Here is a 20,265-nt window from a genome sequence, read left to right as displayed (position 1 = left end):
AGTCGAAGTGTCGCTCAACGACCCCGGGGAGCGGTCATTCAGGGCCTCAGCAGGGCGAAGAACCGCTCGATGTCCGCGGCCATGTCGATCGTCGGATCCAGCATCCATGCGTTCTGCAACCCGTCGGCGAGGGCGTGCCCGGCGCGGATGATCCATTCGGGATCCAGGTCGCTGCGCATCCGCCCTTCCGTCTGCGCGGCGGCGATGGCCTCACGAGCCGCGGCATGCACCCGCGCCGTCCGCTCGAGGAAGAAGTCGTGCGCGGGGTGGGTCGGGTCGGCCGCCTCGGCCTGCAACTGGGTGTACAGCTGCACGAGCCCCGGCACGTCGGCGTTGTGACGCACCACCAGCAGGAAGCCGTCGAAGAACTCGATCTCATCGCTGACGCCGATGTCCTGCGCATCGCGGGCGTGCAGGATCTCGACGAACAACTGCTCCTTGGTGCCGAAGTAGTGCAGCAGGCCGGCAGGGCTCAGCCCCACGGCGTCGGCGATCTCGCGCACCGAGGCGTTGCGATAGCCGAGCCTGCCGACGATCTCGAGCGCGGCCTCGAGGATCTCCTCGCGCTTGACGACGCCCTTCGCGTACGCGCCTCGTTTGGCCATGGGATCAGGATATCCGTCCGTCACCAAACATGAATGACGGTCGGTTTGCAACACTGAAACCCTTGCGGCGTTCAGGTTTCGGTGTCACAATACGAGTCGGATCCAAATACCAAACAAGGTTCGGGATTTGGATCCGGACCCGATCCGCTCGACGAGGAGCCGCCCCATGACCATCACCCCTCCCGATCCCGCCGCCGAGATCGCCCCCACGGGGCTCATCCGGGCGGCCGCGCCCGCTGCGGGGGAGCCCGCGGCGAGCCCGCCGGCGACCAAGCGGCTGCTGCCCAGCCTCCTCATCGCGTCGATGACGCTGTTCGCCACCTACGGCGGGCTCATCGCGATCCTGCTGCCGACGCAGATCCTGCTGCTCGACGAGAAGAACAAAGTCGCCAATCTCGCGATCGTCACGACGACCTCCTTCATCTTCACGTTGTTCGCGCAGCCGATCGCGGGTGCGCTCAGCGACCGCACGCGCTCGCGCTTCGGCCGGCGCGTGCCGTGGATGGTGCTCGGCGCGCTGGTGGGAGGCGTGCTGCTGCTGGGGATGGGCTCGCTCACCGATCTGATATGGATCACCGTGTTCTGGGTGGTGATCCAGGTCGCGCTGAACTTCCTGCAGGCGCCGCTGACGACCATCACCGCCGACCGCTTCCCGCGTGCGAAGCGCGGCGGCGCGAGCGCCATGATCGGTCTCGGCACGCAGCTCGGCATGACGGTCGGCGTCATGCTCGCGGTCGGACTCGGCGCACAGCTGGGCCTCGGCTATTCGGTCTTCGGCATCGCCGTGATCGTGGTCACGATCCTGTTCGCGCTGTTCAACAAGGACTGGTCTTCGAAGGATGCGGAGGTCGAGCCGTTCCGCTGGGGCCCGTTCTTCAAGGGCTTCTGGATCAACCCGCGCAAGCACCCCGACTTCTTCTGGGCCTTCACCGGCCGCTTCCTGCTGATCCTGGGCTACTTCGTCGTCTCGGCGTATCAGCTCTACATCCTGACCGACTACATCAAGCTGCCGCTGCAGGAGGCGCAGGGCGCCGTGATGACCCTGACGCTCGTGGCCTTCGTGCCGACGCTGATCGCGATCGCGCTCTCCGGCTGGTGGAGCGACAAGGTGGGCCGTCGCAAGGTGTTCATCTACGTCGCGACCGTCGTCATGGCCGCGGGGCTCGCGTTCCCGCTGATCATGCCGAACATGACCGGCATGATCCTCATGAGCATCGTCAACGGCGTCGGCTTCGGCCTGTACATGTCGGTCGACGCCGCGCTCATGACCGAGGTGCTGCCGAACGAGGGCACCTCGGCCGGCAAGGACCTCGGCATCCTCAATGTCGCCACCAACATCCCGCAGGCGCTGAGTGCGCCGATCGCCGCGGTCATCATCGGATCCCTCGGGGGCTATCCGGTGCTGTTCGTCTTCGCGATCGTGTTCGCGGTCCTCGGGGCGATCGCCATCGCACCGATCAAGTCGGTCAAGTAGCAGTCCGCCGTCCCTGCGGCCGGATCGGATCCGGTGCGGCCGCAGGGAACGGCAGCAATCTCCTCCACGAAAGGAACTCCGATGGAGAACACCCAGACCTCGTCCGTCGCGGCAGGCGCCGCGCTCGCGCAGCCCGAAGTGCGGATCGCAGAAGGCGTCGTCCGCGGGCGCTGGCGCCCGACCACGGGTGGCAAGGGCAATCCGCAGTCGGCGGCGTTCCTCGGTATCCCCTTCGCCGAGGCGCCCGTCGGCGAGCTCCGCTTCGCAGCCCCGGTGCCCAAGGCGCCTTGGGAGGGCGTGTTCGATGCCGCGGAGTTCGGCGCGACCGCGCAGCGCGGCGACCCCGGAGTGACGCTCATCCCCGAGCCCAGCGTCGACGGCGAGTCCACGCTCAACGTGAACGTGTACACCCCGCTGGTCCCGGCCGACGGTACCGGGGACGCGGCAGGCATGCCCGTGCTCGTCTACATCCACGGCGGCGGCTACTTCGCCGGGTCCCCGGCCAGCCCCTGGTACGACGGGCGCAACTTCAACCGCGACGGCGTCGTGACCGTGACGATCTCGTACCGGCTCGGCTTCGACGGATTCGGCTGGATCGAGGATGCCCCGTCGAACCGCGGCGTGCGCGACTGGTTGCTCGCCCTGGACTGGGTGCAGCGCAACATCGCGGCCTTCGGCGGGGATCCGGGGCGTGTCACCATCGCGGGGCAGTCCGCCGGCGGTGGCGCGGTGATGACCCTGCTCGGTATGGAGAAGGCGCAGCACCTGTTCCACGGCGTCTACGCGATCTCCGGCGCCCTCGCCGACGTGTCGGCGGCGCGTTCGGAGGAGTTCGGCCGCCGTCTGGCGGCCGAACTCGGCGTCGCGCCGAACCGTGCGGGCCTCGGCGCGCTGAGCGAGCAGAGCATCCTCGAGGCGCAGAAGAAGCTCACCGCCTTCGACGGCGGCGACATGGGCGACATCGTCGAGAACGGGCTGCCGCTCGGGCCGACCGTCGACGGCGACCTCATCCTGCGTCCGACGCCCGAGTCGTTCCGTGCCGGCGTCGGATCGGACAAGCCCCTCGTGCTCGGCGCCACCGATGACGAGTTCACGATGGCGACGGCCGATGCCGGCAGGGCCATGGCGCTCGTGCCGAAGGGGATCCTGCTCGGCAAGCTCGGGGTGCCGAAAGAAGCGCGCAAGCCCTACCTCGCCGCGAACGCCGATGTGCTCGCGAAGGGCAAGGCGCGCCTGGCCGGGCGTGTGCTGACGGATCGGATGTTCCGTGTCGCGATCCTGCGGATCGCGGCAGATCGCGGTGCGGCCCCCACCTGGGTGTACCGGTTCTCCTGGCCGTCCGGCACCTTCGGCTTCGCCGAGCACTGCCTCGACGTGCCGTTCTTCTTCGACTGCCTGGACGGTCCCGCGATGGTGCCGCTGGCAGGGTCCAACCCGCCGCAGACGCTCGCGGACGAGGTGCACGAGGCCGCGGCCGCGTTCATCGTGGGCGGGGACCCGGGCTGGGCGCGCTACGACGCCGCGACCGGGATCGCGCGTGTGTACGACACCCCGTCGCGAGACGTGGCGGACGCCTATGCGTCGGTGCGGCCGCTGCTCACCACTGGTCTTGCTCGGCGGAGTCCGGCGCGGGTGCCTGCATGAGGTCGAACAGCGTCTCGATGAGGGCCGTCATGTCGAGCTCCGGTTCGACGAGCAGCTGCATCTGGGCGCCGTCCGAGACGGCCTGCAGCAGCCGCGCGACCAGCATCGGATCGATGCCGCGGTGGATCCGGCCCTCGGCCTGAGCGTCGGCGATCGTCCCGGCCCATCGATCGCGCAGGCCGGCGCCGCGTTCGGCGAAGAAGGCGCGGGAGGGGTGCTCGGGGTCCGCGGCGTCGGCCGCGAGGCGGGTGAACAGCTCGACGAGCCCCGGCACGCGGGCGTTGTGGCGGACGATGTCGAGATAGCCGTTGCGCATCTCGTCGAGGTCGGCGGCCCGCGCGGCCCCGAGATGGCCGGCCATGTCGACCTCATCGCGCGTGCGCAGGATCTCGACGAACAGCTCGTCCTTGCTGTCGAAGTAGTGCAGGAGGCCGGCCTGGCTGAGGCCGACCGCCTCGGCGAGCTCCTTCACGGAGGCCCCGTGATAGCCCTCGCGGGCGACCACCGCGAGGGCTGCGTGCAGGATCTCCTCGCGCTTCGCGATGCCCTTCGCGTACGAACCTCGTCGTGCCATGACCCGAGACTATCCCGGCCTCTGCTGCGATGGATTCAAAACCGAGTAATACTTGCTTTTTAACCCACAACCTGATCGACTGACCCTGCCCGTCACCCGAGACTGGCCCTGCCCGTCACCCGAGAGTCGTCCACGAAGGAGTCGACAATGACATCGCCCCGCGATCACCTGCCCCAGCTCAGCACCGAGGAGAAGGCGTCGCTGACCAGCGGCAAGGACTTCTGGACGCTCAAGCCCATCGAACGCATCGGCGTGCCGTCGATCATGGTCACCGACGGCCCGCACGGCCTCCGCAAGCAGGCCGCGGAGAGCGATCACCTCGGCCTCAGCCAGAGCGTCCCGGCGACCTGCTTCCCGCCGGCGTCCGGACTCGGATCCGCCTTCGATCCCGAGCTCGCGGAGCGCGTGGGCGTCGCGCTCGGCGTGGAGTCGGCGATCGAGGACGTCGCGGTGATCCTCGGCCCCGGCATCAACATCAAGCGGTCGCCGCTGTGCGGGCGCAACTTCGAGTACGTCTCCGAGGATCCGATCGTGTCCGGCGTGATCGGTGCGGGACTCGTGAAGGGGATCCAGTCGCAGGGGGTCGGCAGCTCGCTCAAGCACTTCGCGGCGAACAACCAGGAGTTCGAGCGGATGACCGCCTCGAGCGACGTGGATCCCCGACCGCTGCGGGAGATCTACCTGCGCGGCTTCGAGCGCGTCGTCACCGATGCCCAGCCGTGGACCGTGATGTGCTCGTACAACAAGATCAACGGCGTGTATGCGTCGCAGGACCCGTGGCTGCTCACGCAGGTGCTGCGCGACGAGTGGGGCTTCGAGGGTCTCGTCGTCTCCGACTGGGGCGCGGTGAACGACCGCGTCGCCGCACTCGTCGCGGGACTCGACCTGGAGATGCCCGGCAGCGACGGCGCCCCCGATCGTGCCGTGGCCGCCGCCGCAGGATCCGACCCGGCCGTCGCAGCTGCGCTGGACGCCTCGGCCGCTCGTGTGCTCGACCTCGTCGGTCGCGCCCAGGCGCGCCCGGACGTCGCCGGCCCGCTCGATGTCGAAGCCCACCACGCCCTCGCCCGCGAGGTCGCCGGACGGTCGATCGTGCTGCTGCGCAACGAGGCCGTCGACGGGGCTCCGCTGCTGCCGCTCGCCGAGGACGCCTCGATCGCACTCATCGGCGAGTTCGCCCGCACCCCGCGGTTCCAGGGCGGCGGCTCCTCGCACATCAACCCGACCCGCGTCGACTCCGCGCTCGACGCCCTCACCGCCGTGGCCGGCGAGCGGGTCGCGTTCGCGCCGGGCTTCGCCTTCGATGCCGCGGCGGACGGACAGGACGCCCTGCGCGACGAGGCCGTGTCGCTCGCCGCCTCCCGCGATGTCGCCGTGGTCTTCCTCGGCCTCACCGACGCCGAGGAGTCGGAGGGCTTCGACCGCGAGCACATCGACCTCGCCGCGCACCAGCTCGCCCTGCTCGACGCCGTCGTCGCCGCGAACCCGCGCACGGTCGTCGTGCTGTCGAACGGCTCCGTCGTGGCGCTGCCGTTCGCCGACCGCGTGCCGGCGATCGTCGAGGCGTGGCTGCTGGGCCAGGCCGGCGGATCCGCGACTGTCGACGTGCTGCTCGGCGCGGTGAACCCGTCGGGCCGGCTCGCCGAGACGATTCCGCACCGCATCGAGGACACCCCGGCGTTCGGCAACTTCCCCGGCTCGAACGGGCACGTGCGCTACGGCGAGGGCATCTTCGTGGGCTACCGCTGGTACGACGCGCGCGACATCGCGGTGACCTACCCGTTCGGCCACGGCCTGTCGTACACGTCCTTCGCCTACGGCGCCGTCTCCGCCGAGGTCACGGCGTCGGGCGACATCGTGGTGACGGTCCCCGTCACGAACACCGGATCCCGCGACGGCCGCGAGGTCGTGCAGGTCTACGTCGCGCCCGTCGCCTCCGCTGTGGAGCGCGCGCCGCGGGAGCTCAAGGCGTTCGCGTCGGTCGAGATCGCCGCCGGGGCGACCACGGACGTGCAGCTGATCGTGCGCCGGGAGGACCTCGCGTACTGGGACGTCCGCGTCGACCGCTTCGTCGTCGAGGGTGGCGCCTACCTCATCGAGGCTGGCGCATCGAGCCGTGACCTGCGCGGATCCGCGACCGTCGACGTCGCCGGGGACGCGGTCGTGATCCCGCTCACGCCCGAATCCACGCTCGCCGCCGTGTTCGCGCACCCGGTCGCGGGTCCGATGGTCGCGGGCGCGTTCGCCGCGATCCAGGAGCAGTTCGGCGGCGAGGGCGACGGCATCATGTCGGGCGAGGCCATGGCGAAGATGATGGGTTCGTTCCCGCTCGGGCGCCTCCCCGCGTTCGGCTGGGGCCTCGACCGCGAGGGCGTCGACCAGCTGATCGCCGCCGCGAACGCCCCGCAGGCGTAGTCCGCCGCTCGGCCCACGGAACGCGGCCTCCCGTCGCGGAGGCCGCGTTCCTCATGTCGGCGGCCGTCGAGGCCGGATCTTTCCCGTTCAGGCGGACCCCATCCCGTTCACTGGTCGCGAAATGTCGTTATGGACCGCGGAGAACGGCAATACGCGACCAGTGAACGGTGATGCCGAGGGCCGGCCGGGGCCGGATCCCGGAGCAGCCGGCGTGCCGGCGGGCCCGGCGCTCGGAGTCGGATCCCTGATGCCGGATCAGCCGGCGTGCCGGCGGGCCTCCCAGCCGGAGCGCACCATCTCGTCGACCGTGTGACGCATCCGCCAGTCCAGGTCGCGCGCGGCGAGCTCTCCCGTCGCGACGATGCGGTCGGGGTCGCCCGGGCGGCGCGGACCGATCTCGGGTGTGAAGTCGATGCCGGTCACCCGCGCCATGGCATCCATGATCTGGCGCACCGAGAGGCCGTCGCCGGATCCGAGGTTGTAGGCGGCCTCGATCGGCTCACCGGCGATCATGCGCTGCGCGGCGGCGACATGGGCGGCGGCGATGTCGCCGACGTGCACGTAGTCGCGCACGTTCGTGCCGTCCTCGGTGGCGTAGTCGTCGCCGTTGATGCGCGGTGTCTCGCCCGCGAGCAGCTTCTCGAACACGATCGGGAACAGGTTGTGCGGGCTCACGTCGTAGACGGATGGATCCGCGGATCCGACGACGTTGAAGTAGCGCAGCGACGTGTGCACGAGAGGTGTCTCGGATCCGGCGGTCGCGACGGCCTGGTCGCGCAGCAGCCACTCGCCGATGAGCTTCGACTCGCCGTAGGGGCTGGCCGGGCGCTTCTCGGTCTCCTCGACGACGAGCGGGACGTCGGGCGTGCCGAACACCGCGGCGCTCGAGGAGAACACGATGTTCGCGACGCCGGCCGCGGCCATCGCCTCGAGGATCACGCGGGTGCCCTCGACGTTCTGCGCGTAGGTGTGCAGCGGGCGCTGCACCGAGACCCCGGCGTACTTGTACCCGGCCACGTGGATCACGCCCTGCACGGCGTGCTCGCGGAGGGTCCGCTCGACCAGCTCCCGGTCGAGGATGCTGCCCTGCACGAAGGCGACGCCCTCGGGCACGAACGATGCGACGCCGCTGGAAAGATCGTCCAGCACGACCGGCGTGAGCCCGGCCTCTGCGAGGGCGCGCACCACGTGCGATCCGATGTAGCCGGCGCCGCCGGTGACAAGCCAGGACATGGGTCTCCTTCCGTCGCGCGGTTGCGCGGGTCTCATTCTGGCAGGGGGCTTGCTGGACGTTCGCCGGGGCGGAGCGGATGGCCGGATCCGCGAGCTCGCGACTCTCCGAGGCTCGAACCTGCACCCCGATCACGTACCGGCTCGTGCTGACCGCGAGACTCCATCTGGGTAACGAGACTGCTCATCTGGACTGCAGTCTCGTTACCCAGATGAAGTCTCGCGGTCAAGAGGCAGGGGATCCGGCGGATCAGACGTCGCGGTGCGGGCCGGCCGAGGGGACGACCGTGAACAGGTGCGGCTCGGCGAAGCCGGCCTCGGCGAACGCCGTGCGCACGGCCTCCGAGACGGCCGGCACGCGGTCGTGGTCGACGAGGGCGATCGCGGCGCCGCCGAACCCGCCGCCGGTCATGCGCGCCCCGATCGCGCCGTGCGCCAAGGCGGTGTCGACGGCCGTGTCGAGCTCGGGGATCGAGATCTCGAAGTCGTCCCGCATCGACGCGTGCGAGGCGACGAGCAGGTCGCCGATCGCGCGCGGTCCGTGTGCGGCGAGGGCCGCGACCGTGTCGAGCACGCGCTGGTCCTCGGTCACGACGTGGCGCACCCGGCGGAAGTCGACGTCGTCGAGCAGCTCCGCGGCGCGCGGCAGATCCGCCTCGGTCACGTCTCGCAGCGCTGCCACGCCGAGGGCGGCGGCCCCGCGTTCGCAGGACTCGCGGCGCTCGCGGTAGCCGCCCGTGGAGTGAGCGTGCTTCACGCCCGTGTCGATCACGAGCACCTCGAGCCCGGCCTCCGCGAAACCGAGCGGGATCGAGCGGGTCTCCAGCGTGCGGCAGTCCAGGAACACCGCGGCGTCGGCCTGCCCGAGCGTCGACGCCATCTGATCCATGATCCCGGTCGGGGCGCCCACGGCCTCGTTCTCGGCGCGGCGGCCCGCCTGGGCGAGGGACACCGCATCGAGGCCGAGGCCCCAGAGCTCGTTCAGGGCGGCGCCCGTCGCGCCCTCGATCGCGGCGGACGACGACAGGCCGGCACCGACCGGCACCTCGGAGGCGATCGCGATGTCGATGCCGGCGAAGGTTCCCGCAGCCCAGGCGGGAACCAGGGCGCGCAGTGCCCATGCCACGCCGAGGGGGTAGGCCGCCCATTCCGGGACGGCCGGTCCCTGGGCTCGCCCCGCGGCGCCGTCGGACGGGAAGAGCGTCTCGAGATCGTCGAGCGCGACCTCGACCGGCTCCTCGGCGAACGTGGAGGCGACGCGGATCCGCCCGTCGACCCGCAGGCGCGCGGCGGCGGCCGTGCGGTGCTGGATCGCGAAGGGCAGCACGAACCCGTCGTTGTAGTCGGTGTGCTCGCCGATGAGGTTCGCGCGCCCCGGCGCCGACCAGACGCCGGCGGGCTCGGATCCTGTCAGGCTGCGGAACAGCTCCGTCGCGGCGCCGACCGCGGGGGATGCGGAGGCGGCAGCGGCCGCGGGGGTGGCGGCGGGGGATGCGGAGGCGGCAGCGGCCGCGGTGGATGCGGAGGCGGCAGCGGCCGCGGGGGTGGCGGCGGTGGTGGCGCGAGCGGGGGTCATCGGGTCTCCTCGACGGGCAGGGGGACGGATGCGATCGCGTCGCGCAGGCGCGCGGCGGCGTCCTCGGGCAGGATCTCGGCGGTCCATGCCGACATCGCCGACTCGGATCCGGCCAGGAACTTCAGCTTGTCCGCGGCGCGCCGGGGGCTGGTGAGCTCGAGCCGCATCCGGATCTCGTCGCGTCCGACGTGCACGGGCGCCTGGTGCCAGGCGGCGATGTACGCGGTGGGCGTCTCGTAGAGTGCGTCCACGCCCCGCAGCAGGTGCAGGTAGAGCGGGGCGAGCTCGTTGCGCTCGGCGTCGTCCAGCGCGGTGAAGTCGGGCACGTGCCGGTGCGGCATCAGCTGCACCTCGAGCGGCCAGCGCGCGGCGAACGGCACGAAGGCGGTCCAGTGCTCGCCCTGCAGCACGACCCGCTCCGATCGCTGTTCGGCGTCCAGGATCCGATCGAACAGATCGGAGCCGGTGCGGGCGATGCTCTCGCGCAGCCGCTGCGTGCGCGGGGTCACGTACGGGTAGGCGTAGATCTGCCCGTGCGGATGGGGGAGGGTGACGCCGATCGCCTCGCCGCGGTTCTCGAACGGGAACACCTGCTCGATGCCGGGCAGGGCGCTCAGGGCCGCGGTGCGGTCGGCCCAGGCCTCGATCACGGTGCGCGCACGGGTGACCGACTGCGTGCCGAAGGACCCCGCATGCTCGGGGCTGAAGCACACGACCTCGCACCGGCCCACGCTGGTGCGGGTGCGCTCGATGCCGATCGCCTCGAGGTCGGCGAGGCCCTGGGGCGGGTCCACCGCGGCCGGGGCGGCGCCGGCGGCATCGGCGAGTGCCGGGCCGAACGACGGGGAGCGGTTCTCGAACACCGCCACGTCGTAGCGCGACGGCACCTCGGAGGGGTTCGTCGGAGACTGGGGTGCGAGCGGATCCGCATCCGCGCTCGGCATCATCACCCGGGTCTGGCGCTTGGTGGCGAACGTGATCCAGTCGCCGGTCAGCACGTCCTGGCGCATCGTCGCCGTCTCGGGGCGGGGATCCAGGGTGCGGGAATCGATCGAGCGATCCGCGGTAAGGGCGGATCCGGCGTCGTCGTAGTAGATGAGGTCGCGGCCGTCGGCGAGGCGCGTGGCGCGCTTGACCACGCCGGCGCCGAGCGCAGTGACCTCGACGGAGGTGCCGGGTCCGGAGGCCGCCGCAGTGCCGGAAGCTTCGGCCGTGCTACCCGAGGCCGCGGCGGCGCCAGTGGCTGTGCCGAACTCAGGCTCGATTTCCATGTTCACGTAAACACGATAGGGCACGCGGCGTGATAGCGTCAACACTCCTGAGATCGGCACGCGCAGGGGCCGGCAGGGGAGAGGCGGGCCGATGCCGAAGCATGACGACGAGCTCGAGGAGCTGCGGCGGATCGCCGGCGGAGAGCCGTCCGCGTCAGCTCGGCGCGGTCCGAAACCGACCGGGCGCGTCTCGATGGCGATGGTCGCCGCACGTGCCGGGGTGTCCGGGCAGACGGTCTCCCGCGTCGTGAACGACAGCCCCCGAGTGGATCCGGCCACGCGGGAACGGGTCGAAGAGGCCATGGCCGAGCTCGGCTACCGTCCGCATCGCGCCGCTCGGGCGTTGCGCACGGGGCGATCCGAGACTCTCGGCGTGGTCGCACAGACCCTCGCCACGGTCGGCAACTCCGCGCTCCTGCAGGCCGTCGCCGAGGCCGCGGAGGCGCGGGGCTACGCGCTCGCCGTCGTCACCCTCGGGGCCGAGGGGCGCATCGGCGTAGCCTTCGATCGGCTTCACGACCAGGGCGTCGACGGGGCGATCGTGCTGAACGAGGCCTCCGCGCTGGCCCGTGACGCGGATCCGGCCGGGCTCGCGCTCGTCGTCGTGGACTCTCCCGCCGACCCGCGGTTCACCGTCATCGGCACCGACCATGCGGCGGGCGCTCGCGCGGCGACCGCACACCTGCTGGGCCGCGGGGCCGCCACCGTGCACCACCTGGCGGGGCCCGAAGGCTCGTTCGCCGCGGCGGAGCGCGAGCGCGGCTGGCGGGAGGAGCTCACCGCGCGTGGGCTCCGGATCCCCGACCCGGTGCGCGGGGATTGGAGTGCGGGTTCGGGCCACGACCGTGGCGGAGTGCTCGCCGCCGATGCATCGGTGGCCGCCGTCTTCGCTGCTAATGACCAGATGGCGCTCGGCCTGCTGCGCGCGCTCGCCGACGCCGGCCGGCGCGTGCCCGAGGACGTCGTCGTGCTCGGTTTCGACGACATCGCCGACGCGGCCGAGTTCCGCCCGCCGCTGACCACGATCCGGCAGGACTTCGCCGCGCTCGGCGAGCAGGCTGTGCGCCTCGTCGTCGACCGGGTCGAGGGGCGGGATGCGCCGGATCCGGCTCTGCTGACGCCCGCGTTGATCGTCCGCACCAGCGCGTAGCCCCCGCACGAGCGCGTGGCCCCGCACGCCCTCCGGGTTCGGGATTCGCCGCCGCCCTGCGAGCCCTCGGATCCGGGATTCACCGCCGCCCTTCGGCTCCGCGTCCGCGTTTCGACGTCGTCGTCCGGATCCGTCCCTCGGGCTCCGCTTCTTCCGTTCGGGTCGCACTTCTTCCGTTCGGGTCGCACTTCTTCCGTTCAGGTCGCACTTTCTGCTCGTCCCGTGGCGTTTTGGAGCAGAAAATGCGACCTGAGCGTCGACGATGACGCGATGAAGGTGGCGGGACGGCGGAGGTGGCGCTGCTGATGCCGATGCTGGGGTGCTGGGGTGCTGGGGTGCTGGGGTCCTGGGGTCCTGGGGTGCTGGTCCCGGTCCCGGCCTGGTGGCGGGATCGCCGCTACGGGCGGGCGGGGCGCCCCCTCGAGCCACGGCGCCCGTCTTGCGGTAAGCGCGTTCCCGTGTCAAGATGATCCAACTGGAAAGCGCTTACCCGAATCGGTATCCACGAATGAACCGCCGGGCGAGCATGAGACGAAGGAAGCACCGTGGCTGAGAGCACTACCCGCGAGATCGGCATCATCATGAACGGCGTCTCCGGGCGCATGGGCTACCGCCAGCACCTGGTGCGCTCGATCCTCGCCATCCGCGAGCAGGGCGGCATCGAGCTGCCCGACGGCACCCGTGTCACCGTGAAGCCGATCCTCGTCGGCCGCAGCGCGCAGAAGCTCGCCGAACTCGCCGCCAAGCACGGCATCGAAGACTGGACGACCGACCTCGACGCCGCGCTCGCGGATCCGCAGTGGGAGATCTACGCCGACTTCCTCGTCACCAAGGCGCGGGCGACCGCGATCCGCAAGGCCATCGCCGCGGGCAAGGCGATCTACACCGAGAAGCCCACCGCCGAGTCGGTTGAGGAGGCACTCGAGCTCGCCCGTCTGGCGCAGGCGGCCGGGGTCAAGACCGGCGTCGTGCACGACAAGCTCTACCTGCCCGGTCTGCAGAAGCTCAAGCGCCTCATCGATTCCGGCTTCTTCGGGCGGATCCTGTCCGTGCGCGGAGAGTTCGGCTACTGGGTGTTCGAAGGGGACTGGCAGCCCGCCCAGCGTCCGAGCTGGAACTACCGCACCGAGGACGGCGGCGGAATCATCAGCGACATGTTCCCGCACTGGAACTACGTCATGGAGAACCTGTTCGGCGAGGTCAAGAGCGTCTACGCTCAGGCCGCGGTGCACATCGCCGACCGCTGGGACGAGAACGGCGAGCACTACACCGCCACCGCCGAGGACGCGGCGTACGGGATCTTCGAGCTCGAGGGCGGCGTCATCGCCGAGATCAACTCCAGCTGGACCGTGCGCGTGAACCGGGATGAGCTGGTCGAGTTCCAGGTCGACGGCACGCACGGATCCGCCGTCGTCGGCCTGTTCGGCGCGAAGATCCAGCACCGCAACGCCACCCCGAAGCCGGTGTGGAACCCTGACCTGGCCGACGCGCACGACTACGACGCCGACTGGGCCGACGTGCCGGTGAACGACGTCTTCCTGAACGGCTTCCGTCAGCAGTGGGAGGAGTACCTGGAGTCCTACGTGCTCGGCACCGACTACGCCTTCGACCTGCTGGCCGGCGCCCGCGGCGTGCAGCTCGCCGAGGCGGGCCTGCAGTCCTCCGTCGAGGGGCGCAAGATCGCGCTGCCCGCGCTGAGCCTGGCCGGCTCGAACGAGGGCTGAGGCGCACGATGACGACGATCCGCCTCCTCGCGGCCGACGGTGCGACCTCCGAGGCCGAGCTCAACGACGCCGGCGCCTACGAGCGTCCGACCGCACCGCTGCAGAGTCGCGTGGCCTACGCCGCGGCGCACGTGGTGCCGAAGGTGCACGCCGACAACACCCCCGGCCGGCCGGCCGAAATCGACTGGGACGCGACGCTCGCGTTCCGCCGCAACGTGTACTCGTGGGGTCTGGGCGTCGCCGACGCCATGGACACCGCACAGCGCAACATGGGCCTCGATGCGGCGGCGACCCGTGAGCTCATCGCCCGCAGCGCCGCGGTCGCCCGGGAGGAGGGCGGATCCGTCGTCGTCGGCGTCAACACCGACCACGTCGAGGCGGAGCGCATCTCGCTGCCGCAGGTGATCGACGCCTACGTCGAGCAGCTGCACTTCACCGAGGAGCAGGGCGCCGGCCCCGTGCTGATGGCCTCCCGTCACCTCGCCCGCGTGGCGGAGTCGCGCACCGACTACCTGCGCGTGTACGCCGCGGTGCTGCAGAAGGCGACCACGCCGGTCGTGCTGCACTGGCTCGGCACCGCGTTCGACCCCCAGCTGGAGGGATACTTCGGATCCGGTGACTGGCGCGACGCGTCCGGGACGCTGCTGCGGATCATCGCGGAGAACCCGGGCAAGGTCGCGGGCGTCAAGATGAGCCTGCTGAACGCCGAGTCCGAGATCGCTGTGCGCGAGCAGCTTCCCGAGGGCGTGCGCATGTTCACCGGCGACGACTTCAACTACGTCGGACTCATCGGCGGCGAGGATCCGGCCGACGGCGCGGCGGGCGGCGACGGTGTTGCCGGTGCGGGCTTCGGCCCGGCGAGTGCACATGAACTCGCCGAGAGCACACCTTCTTCGCGTGAACAGGGTGTGCACTCGGCGACAACACGTGCTGTCGGCGAGCACGAGGTTCGCTCCAGCGCCCGCCGTGCCCACTCCGACGCGCTGCTCGGGGCCTTCGCCGCGATCACCCCGGTCGCCTCGGCCGCGATCCAGGCGCTCGACGCCGGAGATCCGGCCCGCTACCTCGAGATCCTCGGTCCGACGGAGGAGCTCAGCCGGCAGGTCTTCGCCGCGCCCACGTTCTACTACAAGACCGGCGTCGCATTCCTGTCCTGGCTGAACGGCCACCAGCCCGCGTTCCAGATGGTGGGCGGCCTGCACTCCGCGCGCAGCCTGCCGCACCTCAGCCGCATCGTCGAGCTCGCGAACGCCTCGCTCGCGCTCGAGGACCCGGAGCTCGCGCGCGAGCGGTGGCACGGCATGCTCGCCCTGAACGGAGAGACCGCATGACCGCCGTCGACCCTCGCCTGTCGATCAACCAGGCCACGATCAAGTACGCCGACCTCGCCACCGCGCTCCGCGTCACGGCCGAGGCCGGGGTGCAGGGCGTCGGACTGTGGCGCGAGCCCGTGAACGAAGTCGGGCTCGACGTGGCGGCGCGGATGCTCGCCGACTCCGGACTGCGCTTCACCACGCACTGCCGCGGCGGGTTCTTCACACTGCCGGCCGGGCCGGAGCGCGTCGCCGCGCTCGACGACAACCGCCGCGCGATCGAGGAGACCGCGACACTCGCCGCCGCCGGGGCGGAGGGGTCCACGGCGATCCTGGTGCTGGTCGCCGGCGGGCTGCCCGAGGGATCCCGCGACCTGATCGGCGCCCGCGAACGAGTGCGCGACGCGATCGGCGAGCTCTCGACCGATGCCGCCGCCGCCGGAGTGACCCTCGCGATCGAGCCGCTGCACCCGATGTTCGGATCCGACCGCTGCGTCGTTTCCACGCTCGGGCAGGCGCTCGACATCGCGGCCGACTTCGACCCGACGGTGGTCGGTGCGACGGTCGACACGTTCCACATCTGGTGGGATCCGCAGGTTCTCGACCAGGTCGCCCGTGCCGGTCGGGAGGGCCGCATCGCGACCTATCAGGTGTGCGACTGGAAGACGCCGCTGCCCGCCGACGTGCTGCTCAGCCGGCACTACCCGGGCGACGGCGTCATCGACTTCGCCTCGCTCACCCGGGCCGTCGTGGCGACGGGGTACGACCGCGACATCGAGGTGGAGATCTTCAACGCCGACATCTGGGCGGAGGATCCGGCCGAGGTCGTGCGCCGAACTGCCGAGTCGTTCGGCGCGGCGATCTCGCCCCACCTCGGCTGAGGGCCTGGATGCGCCCATGGCTCGCGAGCCTTCGTCTCGTCGCTGGGTCCTCGCCCGGGGACTGTCGTGCGTGGTCCCTGAGCGCGCGCAGAGAGACGAAGGGCGCTGAGGGTCGCTCAGAGAACCATGCCCGCGGCGCGGCGTTCGAAACTCAGTCGATTCGGACCCATGTGGGCGAGAACCCGACCATGAACGCCGAATTCGACTGAGTCCGGAACACCCAATCCCGCCGACGCCACATGAAAGGCTGATCCCATGACCATCCGACCCGGGCTGTGCTCCGTGACCTTCCGGCAGCTGGATCCGGCGGCGATCGCCGCGCTCGCAGCGAGCGCCGGGCTCGAGGCGATCGAATGGGGCGGCGATGTGCACGTGCCCCCGGGCGATGCCGTGCGCGCCGCCGAGGTCGCACGGATCACGGCCGATGCCGGGCTGGCCGTGGCCTCGTACGGCTCGTACTTCCGCGCGGAACACGGGGAGGACATCGCCCCGGTCCTGGATTCGGCCGAGGCGCTCGGTGCGGACCGGATCCGGGTATGGGCCGGCCGGATCGGCTCGGCGGACGCCACCGCGGCGGAGCGCGCATCGACCGTCGACGCCCTCGCCGCCGCCGCCGAGCAGGCGGGCAGCCGCGGGATCTCGCTCGCCCTGGAGTTCCACGGGGGCACGCTCGCCGACGATGCCGCACAGACGCTCCGCGTGCTGGACGAAGTCGGCAGCCCGCATCTGGGGACGTACTGGCAGCCGACCGTCTCGGCGTCCGACGCGGTCGCGGTGGCCGAGTACGAGCGGATCGCCGACCGCGTCTCGGCCGCGCACGTGTTCTCCTGGTGGCCCGCGACCCAGCGGCTGCCCCTCGCCGCCCGTGACGGGCTGTGGCAGGCGTTCTTCGCCGCCGCGGCCGCGGCCCCCGTGCCGCCGCGCGACGCCCTTCTCGAGTTCGTGCCGGACGATGATCCGGCGGCACTCGCGGCGGAAGCCGCGGCACTGCGCGCCTACCTCGCCTGACGGAGAGGTCGCGTCCGCGACGAGGCTCGACGGCTTGCCAAATGTATGGCAAACGCTTGCCAAATGAACGCGAGATCGACATGATCGGACGGAAGGCAGTTTTCCACAAGATCCGCCGCGCGCTGCACGAAGACGTCCTGCACCGCAGGGCAGGTGCGTGTCACGGCCCTCGTCGAGCACCGCGGGCGGAGATCCATCGAAGAAGATCGGAACCCCAGATGAAGACAACTCGAACAGTGCTCGCGGTCGTCGCTGCCGCAGGGCTGGCCCTCAGCGGCGCGGGCGTCGCGAGCGCCGTCGAACGGCCCACCTCCTCCCTCGACCTCGCTCATGCCGCGGCCGCGGGAGTGGGCCCGGATGCTGCCGTGCAAAGCCGAGGCGGCACCACCGTGACGACGACGTCCACCGTGAGCACGCTGGCGCAGCTGCAGACGGCGATCGCCGCCGCACAGCCCGGCGACACGATCACCCTGAAGAACGGCACCTACGCGGTCGGATCCGCTGTCGCCGTCGCCGGCGGCGGGGCGTCGGGGAACCCGGTGACGATCACTGCGGAGTCGGTCGGCGGAGTGACCCTCACCGGCGCCTCGAGCTTCACCTTCTCGGGCGCGCACGACGTCGTGCTGCGGGGCTTCCGGTTCACCCAGTCCACGACGCTCGAGGTCCCCGCGGACAGCCGCGCGATCACGTTCAGTCGTGACGAGTTCGCCTTCGCGCAGAGCGCCGAGCACAACCTGATCGTGCGCGCGGACGACTCCGTCGTCGAGTACAGCTGGTTCCATGGCAAGAGCACGATCGGCGTCTATCTGGGCATCGAGGGGGCCGGGACGACGGAGATGGCCACCGGCGTCAAGGTGCACCACAACTACTTCTCCGACCAGAGCTTCGCCGGTAAGAACGGCGGCGAGTGCATCCGCCTCGGAGTCAGCCCCCGCGCGCTCAGCACCGCCGGAGCGATCGTCGAGAACAACCTCTTCGAGAGGGCCAACGGCGACCCGGAGACGATCTCGGTGAAGTCCAGCGGCAACACGATCCGCTACAACACCGTCCGCGACAGCTTCGGCGGCATCGTGCTGCGGCACGGCAACGGCAACACGGTGGTCGGCAACAGGATCATCGGCGGCGCCAACGGCATCCGCATCTACGGCAACGACCACGTCATCGTGAACAACTACGTGGCCGGGCTCAGCAAGGAAGGCATCGTGATCGGATCCGGTACCGAGCGCGACCATTACGAGGGGGAGCCGGCGGATGCCAGGAAGGGCAACGACGCCCCCGACCGGATCCGGATCGCACTGAACACCCTGGTCGACAACGGAGGCGGGATCATCGGCGAGACGAATCGCACGGTTCCACCGCTCAACGTGACGATCGTGGACAACATCGTGCGCGGGCAGACGGGCTACCTCGGCAACGTCCCGCTCATGCAGGACTTCTACTGGCGGGGAAACATCATCTGGGGCGCCGCGGCCAACGGCAACATCCCGAAGGTCGGCTTCACGCGGGTGGATCCGCAGCTCGCGCAGGATGCCGCCGGAACCTGGAAGATCGCCGCGTCCAGCCCGGCCGTGAACGCGGCGACGCAGGCCAACCACGCCGACTGGGTCACCGACGATCTCGACGGGCGTGCGCGCACCGGCGTGTACGACATCGGCGCCCAGGAGGTGACGAGCAGCCCGGCGACGCGGGCCCCGCTCACCACAGCGAACGTCGGCCCCAGCGCCCCGTAGGCGGGACGGGCGCCCTCTCCGTGGCTGCGGGAGGGCCAGGCGCACCGGATCCACGGTGGCAACCGAATGCCAAACCCGCCGCTCAGAAGCCGGCAGGGAGCACGCGAGGAGAGGCCGGATCGGAGCCCACCCCGATCCGGCCTCTCCTCGTGCTCAGGCCCTCAGGCCCTCGGCCGCTCAGGCGCTCAGCGGGCCGACATCCCCCGTGTGCAGCGGCGTGCGCCGCGCGTGCGCGGCGGAGTACTCGTGCGCACCGATGTCGGCGGCCCCAGTGCGATGGCGGCCCAGGATGTCGTCGCTCACCCACGCCGTGTGGTCCTGGGTCGCGGCATCGATCGCGGGGCTGCCCGCGCCGATGCGAGGCAGGCCCTCGTCGTCCAGTGCCAGGAGCGGATCCACCCGAGTGAATCCGGTCGCGGGCGCGTCGCCGTCCGCCGCCGCACCCCAGAGGATGTTGCCCGACCACGTGAAGTTCTTCGACTTCGGGACGAGCGCGAGCGAACCGCGGTCCGAGACGACGAGGTTGTCCACGATCACGCAGTCGTCCGGCTCGATCGGCCGCGCGGTCTCGCCGATGATGCCGCCGCCCACGTCGATGAGCGAGTTCAGCGCGATCCGCACCCGGTCGGGTGCATCGTTCTTCGTGCGCGAGGTGGAGGGCTCGCCCTCGTAGTGGTCGCGCAGCGTGCCGCAGCCGATCACGATCGCCGAGCCGCTGATCCCCGTGATGAGATTGTTCACGATCACGTGGTCGTTGCCGTAGATCCGGATGCCGTTCTCGCCGTTCAGGATGTGGTTCGACTCGATCCGGGTGCGGTTGCCGTGCCGCAGCACGATGCCGCCGAGGGAATCCCGGATGGTGTTGTACCGCACCGTGTTATCGCTCGACTTCACCGAGATCGCCTCGGGGTCGCCGTTGCACCGCTCGAACAGGTTGTACTCGACGATCGCGTGCGCGCTGCTCAGCGCCCGGGGGCTCACGCCCAGGCGGATCGGCTCGCCGCCGTTGTCGCCGGGGAAGGTGTGGTCCGAGAAGTAGTTGTGGTGGATGTGCACGTTCTGGGCCATGTCGGTGGGCTGGCCGCCCTCGATGCCGAGGTAGATGCCCAGCGTCGACTTGCCGTGGAAGTGGTTGTACTCGATCACGGTGTCGTCGGCGCGCACCATCACGTTGTGCAGACCCTCGATGTCGGCCAGGACGAACTCATTGCGGCTGAGCGTGATCGCCTGGCACGAGGCGGGGATCTCGAAGGTGGTGGACTGCGTGAACACGAACCCGCTGAGAGTCACGTGGTGGGCGCCGTCGAACACGAAGCTCTGCGCGCCCGTGAACGTGACGCCGCCGACGCTCTCGGCCGTGATCGTGAGGTGCTTGTTCCAGCGACCGCTCACGCCCGCGAGCCGGATCGGGGATCCGTCCGGCACGGCGTACGTGCCGTTCGCGACGACGATCGTCGCGCCCTCCTGGGCCGTGTCGATCGCGGTCTGCAGGGCGGCCAGATCCGACACCGACGTGTACGGGCCGCGGCCGTCCAACCCGGGCACGATGCCCGCGCGGGGTCCGACGGCCTGTGCTGCGCCCGGGATGCCCGTCAGCGCCAGAGCGGCGCCGGCGGCGGACAGGATGAAAGTGCGTCTCTTCATGATCCTCCTCGTTGAGTGATGCGCCT

At 70.7% G+C, this 20,265-nt stretch carries 15 protein-coding genes; 9 read left to right on the top strand and 6 right to left on the bottom strand.

The features are described 5' to 3' along the window. Positions 1–38: 38 nt before the first annotated feature. Complete coding sequence (locus ACTJI8_RS14830; protein ID WP_440734188.1) at positions 39–605, bottom strand: TetR/AcrR family transcriptional regulator; 567 nt, start codon at positions 603–605, stop codon at positions 39–41. 166 nt (positions 606–771) lie between these two features. Here ACTJI8_RS14830 and ACTJI8_RS14825 point away from each other — a divergent pair, with 166 nt between their 5' ends. Together ACTJI8_RS14825 and ACTJI8_RS14820 are read left to right on the top strand one after the other, a co-directional pair. Further along, positions 772–2,079, top strand: a complete 1,308-nt coding sequence (locus tag ACTJI8_RS14825; RefSeq protein WP_440734187.1) for an MFS transporter — start codon at positions 772–774, stop codon at positions 2,077–2,079. Positions 2,080–2,160: 81 nt separating this feature from the next. After that, a complete protein-coding gene (locus ACTJI8_RS14820) occupies positions 2,161–3,723 on the top strand; it encodes a carboxylesterase/lipase family protein (RefSeq protein ID WP_440734186.1) in 1,563 nt (520 codons plus the stop codon). On the opposite strand, the gene ACTJI8_RS14815 is transcribed toward ACTJI8_RS14820, so the two are convergent. Next, a complete protein-coding gene (locus tag ACTJI8_RS14815; protein WP_440734185.1) occupies positions 3,677–4,297 on the bottom strand; it encodes a TetR/AcrR family transcriptional regulator in 621 nt (206 codons plus the stop codon). The genes ACTJI8_RS14820 and ACTJI8_RS14815 overlap by 47 nt on opposite strands. A 147-nt stretch (positions 4,298–4,444) precedes the next feature. Here ACTJI8_RS14815 and ACTJI8_RS14810 point away from each other — a divergent pair, with 147 nt between their 5' ends. After that, a complete protein-coding gene (locus ACTJI8_RS14810) occupies positions 4,445–6,712 on the top strand; it encodes a glycoside hydrolase family 3 C-terminal domain-containing protein (protein WP_440734184.1) in 2,268 nt (755 codons plus the stop codon). A gap of 255 nt (positions 6,713–6,967) precedes the next feature. Here ACTJI8_RS14810 and galE read toward each other — a convergent pair whose 3' ends face one another. The 3 genes from galE to galT form a co-directional block, all read right to left on the bottom strand. Then, positions 6,968–7,945 carry a UDP-glucose 4-epimerase GalE gene (gene galE / locus ACTJI8_RS14805; RefSeq protein WP_440734183.1) on the bottom strand — a complete coding sequence of 326 codons (978 nt, stop codon included), beginning with the start codon at positions 7,943–7,945 and terminating at the stop codon, positions 6,968–6,970. A 247-nt stretch (positions 7,946–8,192) separates the two neighbouring features. Further along, positions 8,193–9,518 carry a galactokinase gene (gene galK / locus ACTJI8_RS14800; RefSeq protein WP_440734182.1) on the bottom strand — a complete coding sequence of 442 codons (1,326 nt, stop codon included), beginning with the start codon at positions 9,516–9,518 and terminating at the stop codon, positions 8,193–8,195. Then, positions 9,515–10,795, bottom strand: coding sequence for a galactose-1-phosphate uridylyltransferase (galT, locus tag ACTJI8_RS14795; RefSeq protein WP_440734181.1), 1,281 nt, complete (start codon positions 10,793–10,795; stop codon positions 9,515–9,517). The genes galK and galT overlap by 4 nt, the downstream gene beginning before the upstream one ends. Before the next feature lie 187 nt (positions 10,796–10,982). Here galT and ACTJI8_RS14790 point away from each other — a divergent pair, with 187 nt between their 5' ends. From ACTJI8_RS14790 to ACTJI8_RS14765, 6 genes are all read left to right on the top strand, one after another. Next, the gene (locus ACTJI8_RS14790; protein ID WP_440734427.1) at positions 10,983–11,939 is read left to right on the top strand and encodes a LacI family DNA-binding transcriptional regulator; all 957 of its coding nucleotides are present in this window, start codon (positions 10,983–10,985) and stop codon (positions 11,937–11,939) included. 581 nt (positions 11,940–12,520) lie between these two features. Continuing rightward, positions 12,521–13,663: a Gfo/Idh/MocA family protein gene (locus tag ACTJI8_RS14785; protein ID WP_440734426.1), complete on the top strand. Its 1,143-nt coding sequence runs from the start codon at positions 12,521–12,523 to the stop codon at positions 13,661–13,663. A gap of 8 nt (positions 13,664–13,671) precedes the next feature. Beyond that, on the top strand, positions 13,672–14,994 hold the full coding sequence (locus ACTJI8_RS14780) for a dihydrodipicolinate synthase family protein (protein ID WP_440734180.1): 1,323 nt from the start codon (positions 13,672–13,674) through the stop codon (positions 14,992–14,994). Beyond that, positions 14,991–15,857 (top strand): sugar phosphate isomerase/epimerase family protein, encoded by an 867-nt coding sequence (locus tag ACTJI8_RS14775; protein ID WP_440734179.1) that lies wholly within the window; start codon positions 14,991–14,993, stop codon positions 15,855–15,857. The genes ACTJI8_RS14780 and ACTJI8_RS14775 overlap by 4 nt, the downstream gene beginning before the upstream one ends. 255 nt (positions 15,858–16,112) lie before the next feature. Further along, a complete protein-coding gene (locus ACTJI8_RS14770; RefSeq protein ID WP_440734178.1) occupies positions 16,113–16,865 on the top strand; it encodes a sugar phosphate isomerase/epimerase family protein in 753 nt (250 codons plus the stop codon). A 218-nt stretch (positions 16,866–17,083) separates the two neighbouring features. Beyond that, the gene (locus tag ACTJI8_RS14765) at positions 17,084–18,595 is read left to right on the top strand and encodes a polysaccharide lyase 6 family protein (protein WP_440734177.1); all 1,512 of its coding nucleotides are present in this window, start codon (positions 17,084–17,086) and stop codon (positions 18,593–18,595) included. Positions 18,596–18,772: 177 nt separating this feature from the next. Here the strand turns inward: ACTJI8_RS14765 and ACTJI8_RS14760 are convergent, their stop codons facing one another. Then, positions 18,773–20,239, bottom strand: a complete 1,467-nt coding sequence (locus tag ACTJI8_RS14760; RefSeq protein ID WP_440734176.1) for a chondroitinase-B domain-containing protein — start codon at positions 20,237–20,239, stop codon at positions 18,773–18,775. Between the last annotated feature and the right edge of the window lie 26 nt (positions 20,240–20,265).

It is taken from the genome of Microbacterium sp. 22303, from assembly GCF_052045265.1.
Classification (GTDB): domain Bacteria; phylum Actinomycetota; class Actinomycetes; order Actinomycetales; family Microbacteriaceae; genus Microbacterium.
This window is presented reverse-complemented; position numbering and strand designations above follow the sequence as displayed.

What these genes read in the sequence shown, in the direction of transcription:
- ACTJI8_RS14830 (WP_440734188.1), bottom strand. Translation starts at nt 605, where the DNA reads ATGGCCAAACGAGGCGCGTACGCGAAGGGCGTCGTCAAGCGCGAGGAG.
- ACTJI8_RS14760 (WP_440734176.1), bottom strand. Translation starts at nt 20,239, where the DNA reads ATGAAGAGACGCACTTTCATCCTGTCCGCCGCCGGCGCCGCTCTGGCG.
- ACTJI8_RS14780 (WP_440734180.1), top strand. Translation starts at nt 13,672, where the DNA reads ATGACGACGATCCGCCTCCTCGCGGCCGACGGTGCGACCTCCGAGGCC.
- ACTJI8_RS14815 (WP_440734185.1), bottom strand. Translation starts at nt 4,297, where the DNA reads ATGGCACGACGAGGTTCGTACGCGAAGGGCATCGCGAAGCGCGAGGAG.
- ACTJI8_RS14810 (WP_440734184.1), top strand. Translation starts at nt 4,445, where the DNA reads ATGACATCGCCCCGCGATCACCTGCCCCAGCTCAGCACCGAGGAGAAG.
- ACTJI8_RS14790 (WP_440734427.1), top strand. Translation starts at nt 10,983, where the DNA reads ATGGCGATGGTCGCCGCACGTGCCGGGGTGTCCGGGCAGACGGTCTCC.
- ACTJI8_RS14765 (WP_440734177.1), top strand. Translation starts at nt 17,084, where the DNA reads ATGAAGACAACTCGAACAGTGCTCGCGGTCGTCGCTGCCGCAGGGCTG.
- galK (WP_440734182.1), bottom strand. Translation starts at nt 9,518, where the DNA reads ATGACCCCCGCTCGCGCCACCACCGCCGCCACCCCCGCGGCCGCTGCC.
- galE (WP_440734183.1), bottom strand. Translation starts at nt 7,945, where the DNA reads ATGTCCTGGCTTGTCACCGGCGGCGCCGGCTACATCGGATCGCACGTG.
- ACTJI8_RS14775 (WP_440734179.1), top strand. Translation starts at nt 14,991, where the DNA reads ATGACCGCCGTCGACCCTCGCCTGTCGATCAACCAGGCCACGATCAAG.
- ACTJI8_RS14770 (WP_440734178.1), top strand. Translation starts at nt 16,113, where the DNA reads ATGACCATCCGACCCGGGCTGTGCTCCGTGACCTTCCGGCAGCTGGAT.
- ACTJI8_RS14825 (WP_440734187.1), top strand. Translation starts at nt 772, where the DNA reads ATGACCATCACCCCTCCCGATCCCGCCGCCGAGATCGCCCCCACGGGG.
- ACTJI8_RS14820 (WP_440734186.1), top strand. Translation starts at nt 2,161, where the DNA reads ATGGAGAACACCCAGACCTCGTCCGTCGCGGCAGGCGCCGCGCTCGCG.
- ACTJI8_RS14785 (WP_440734426.1), top strand. Translation starts at nt 12,521, where the DNA reads ATGAACGGCGTCTCCGGGCGCATGGGCTACCGCCAGCACCTGGTGCGC.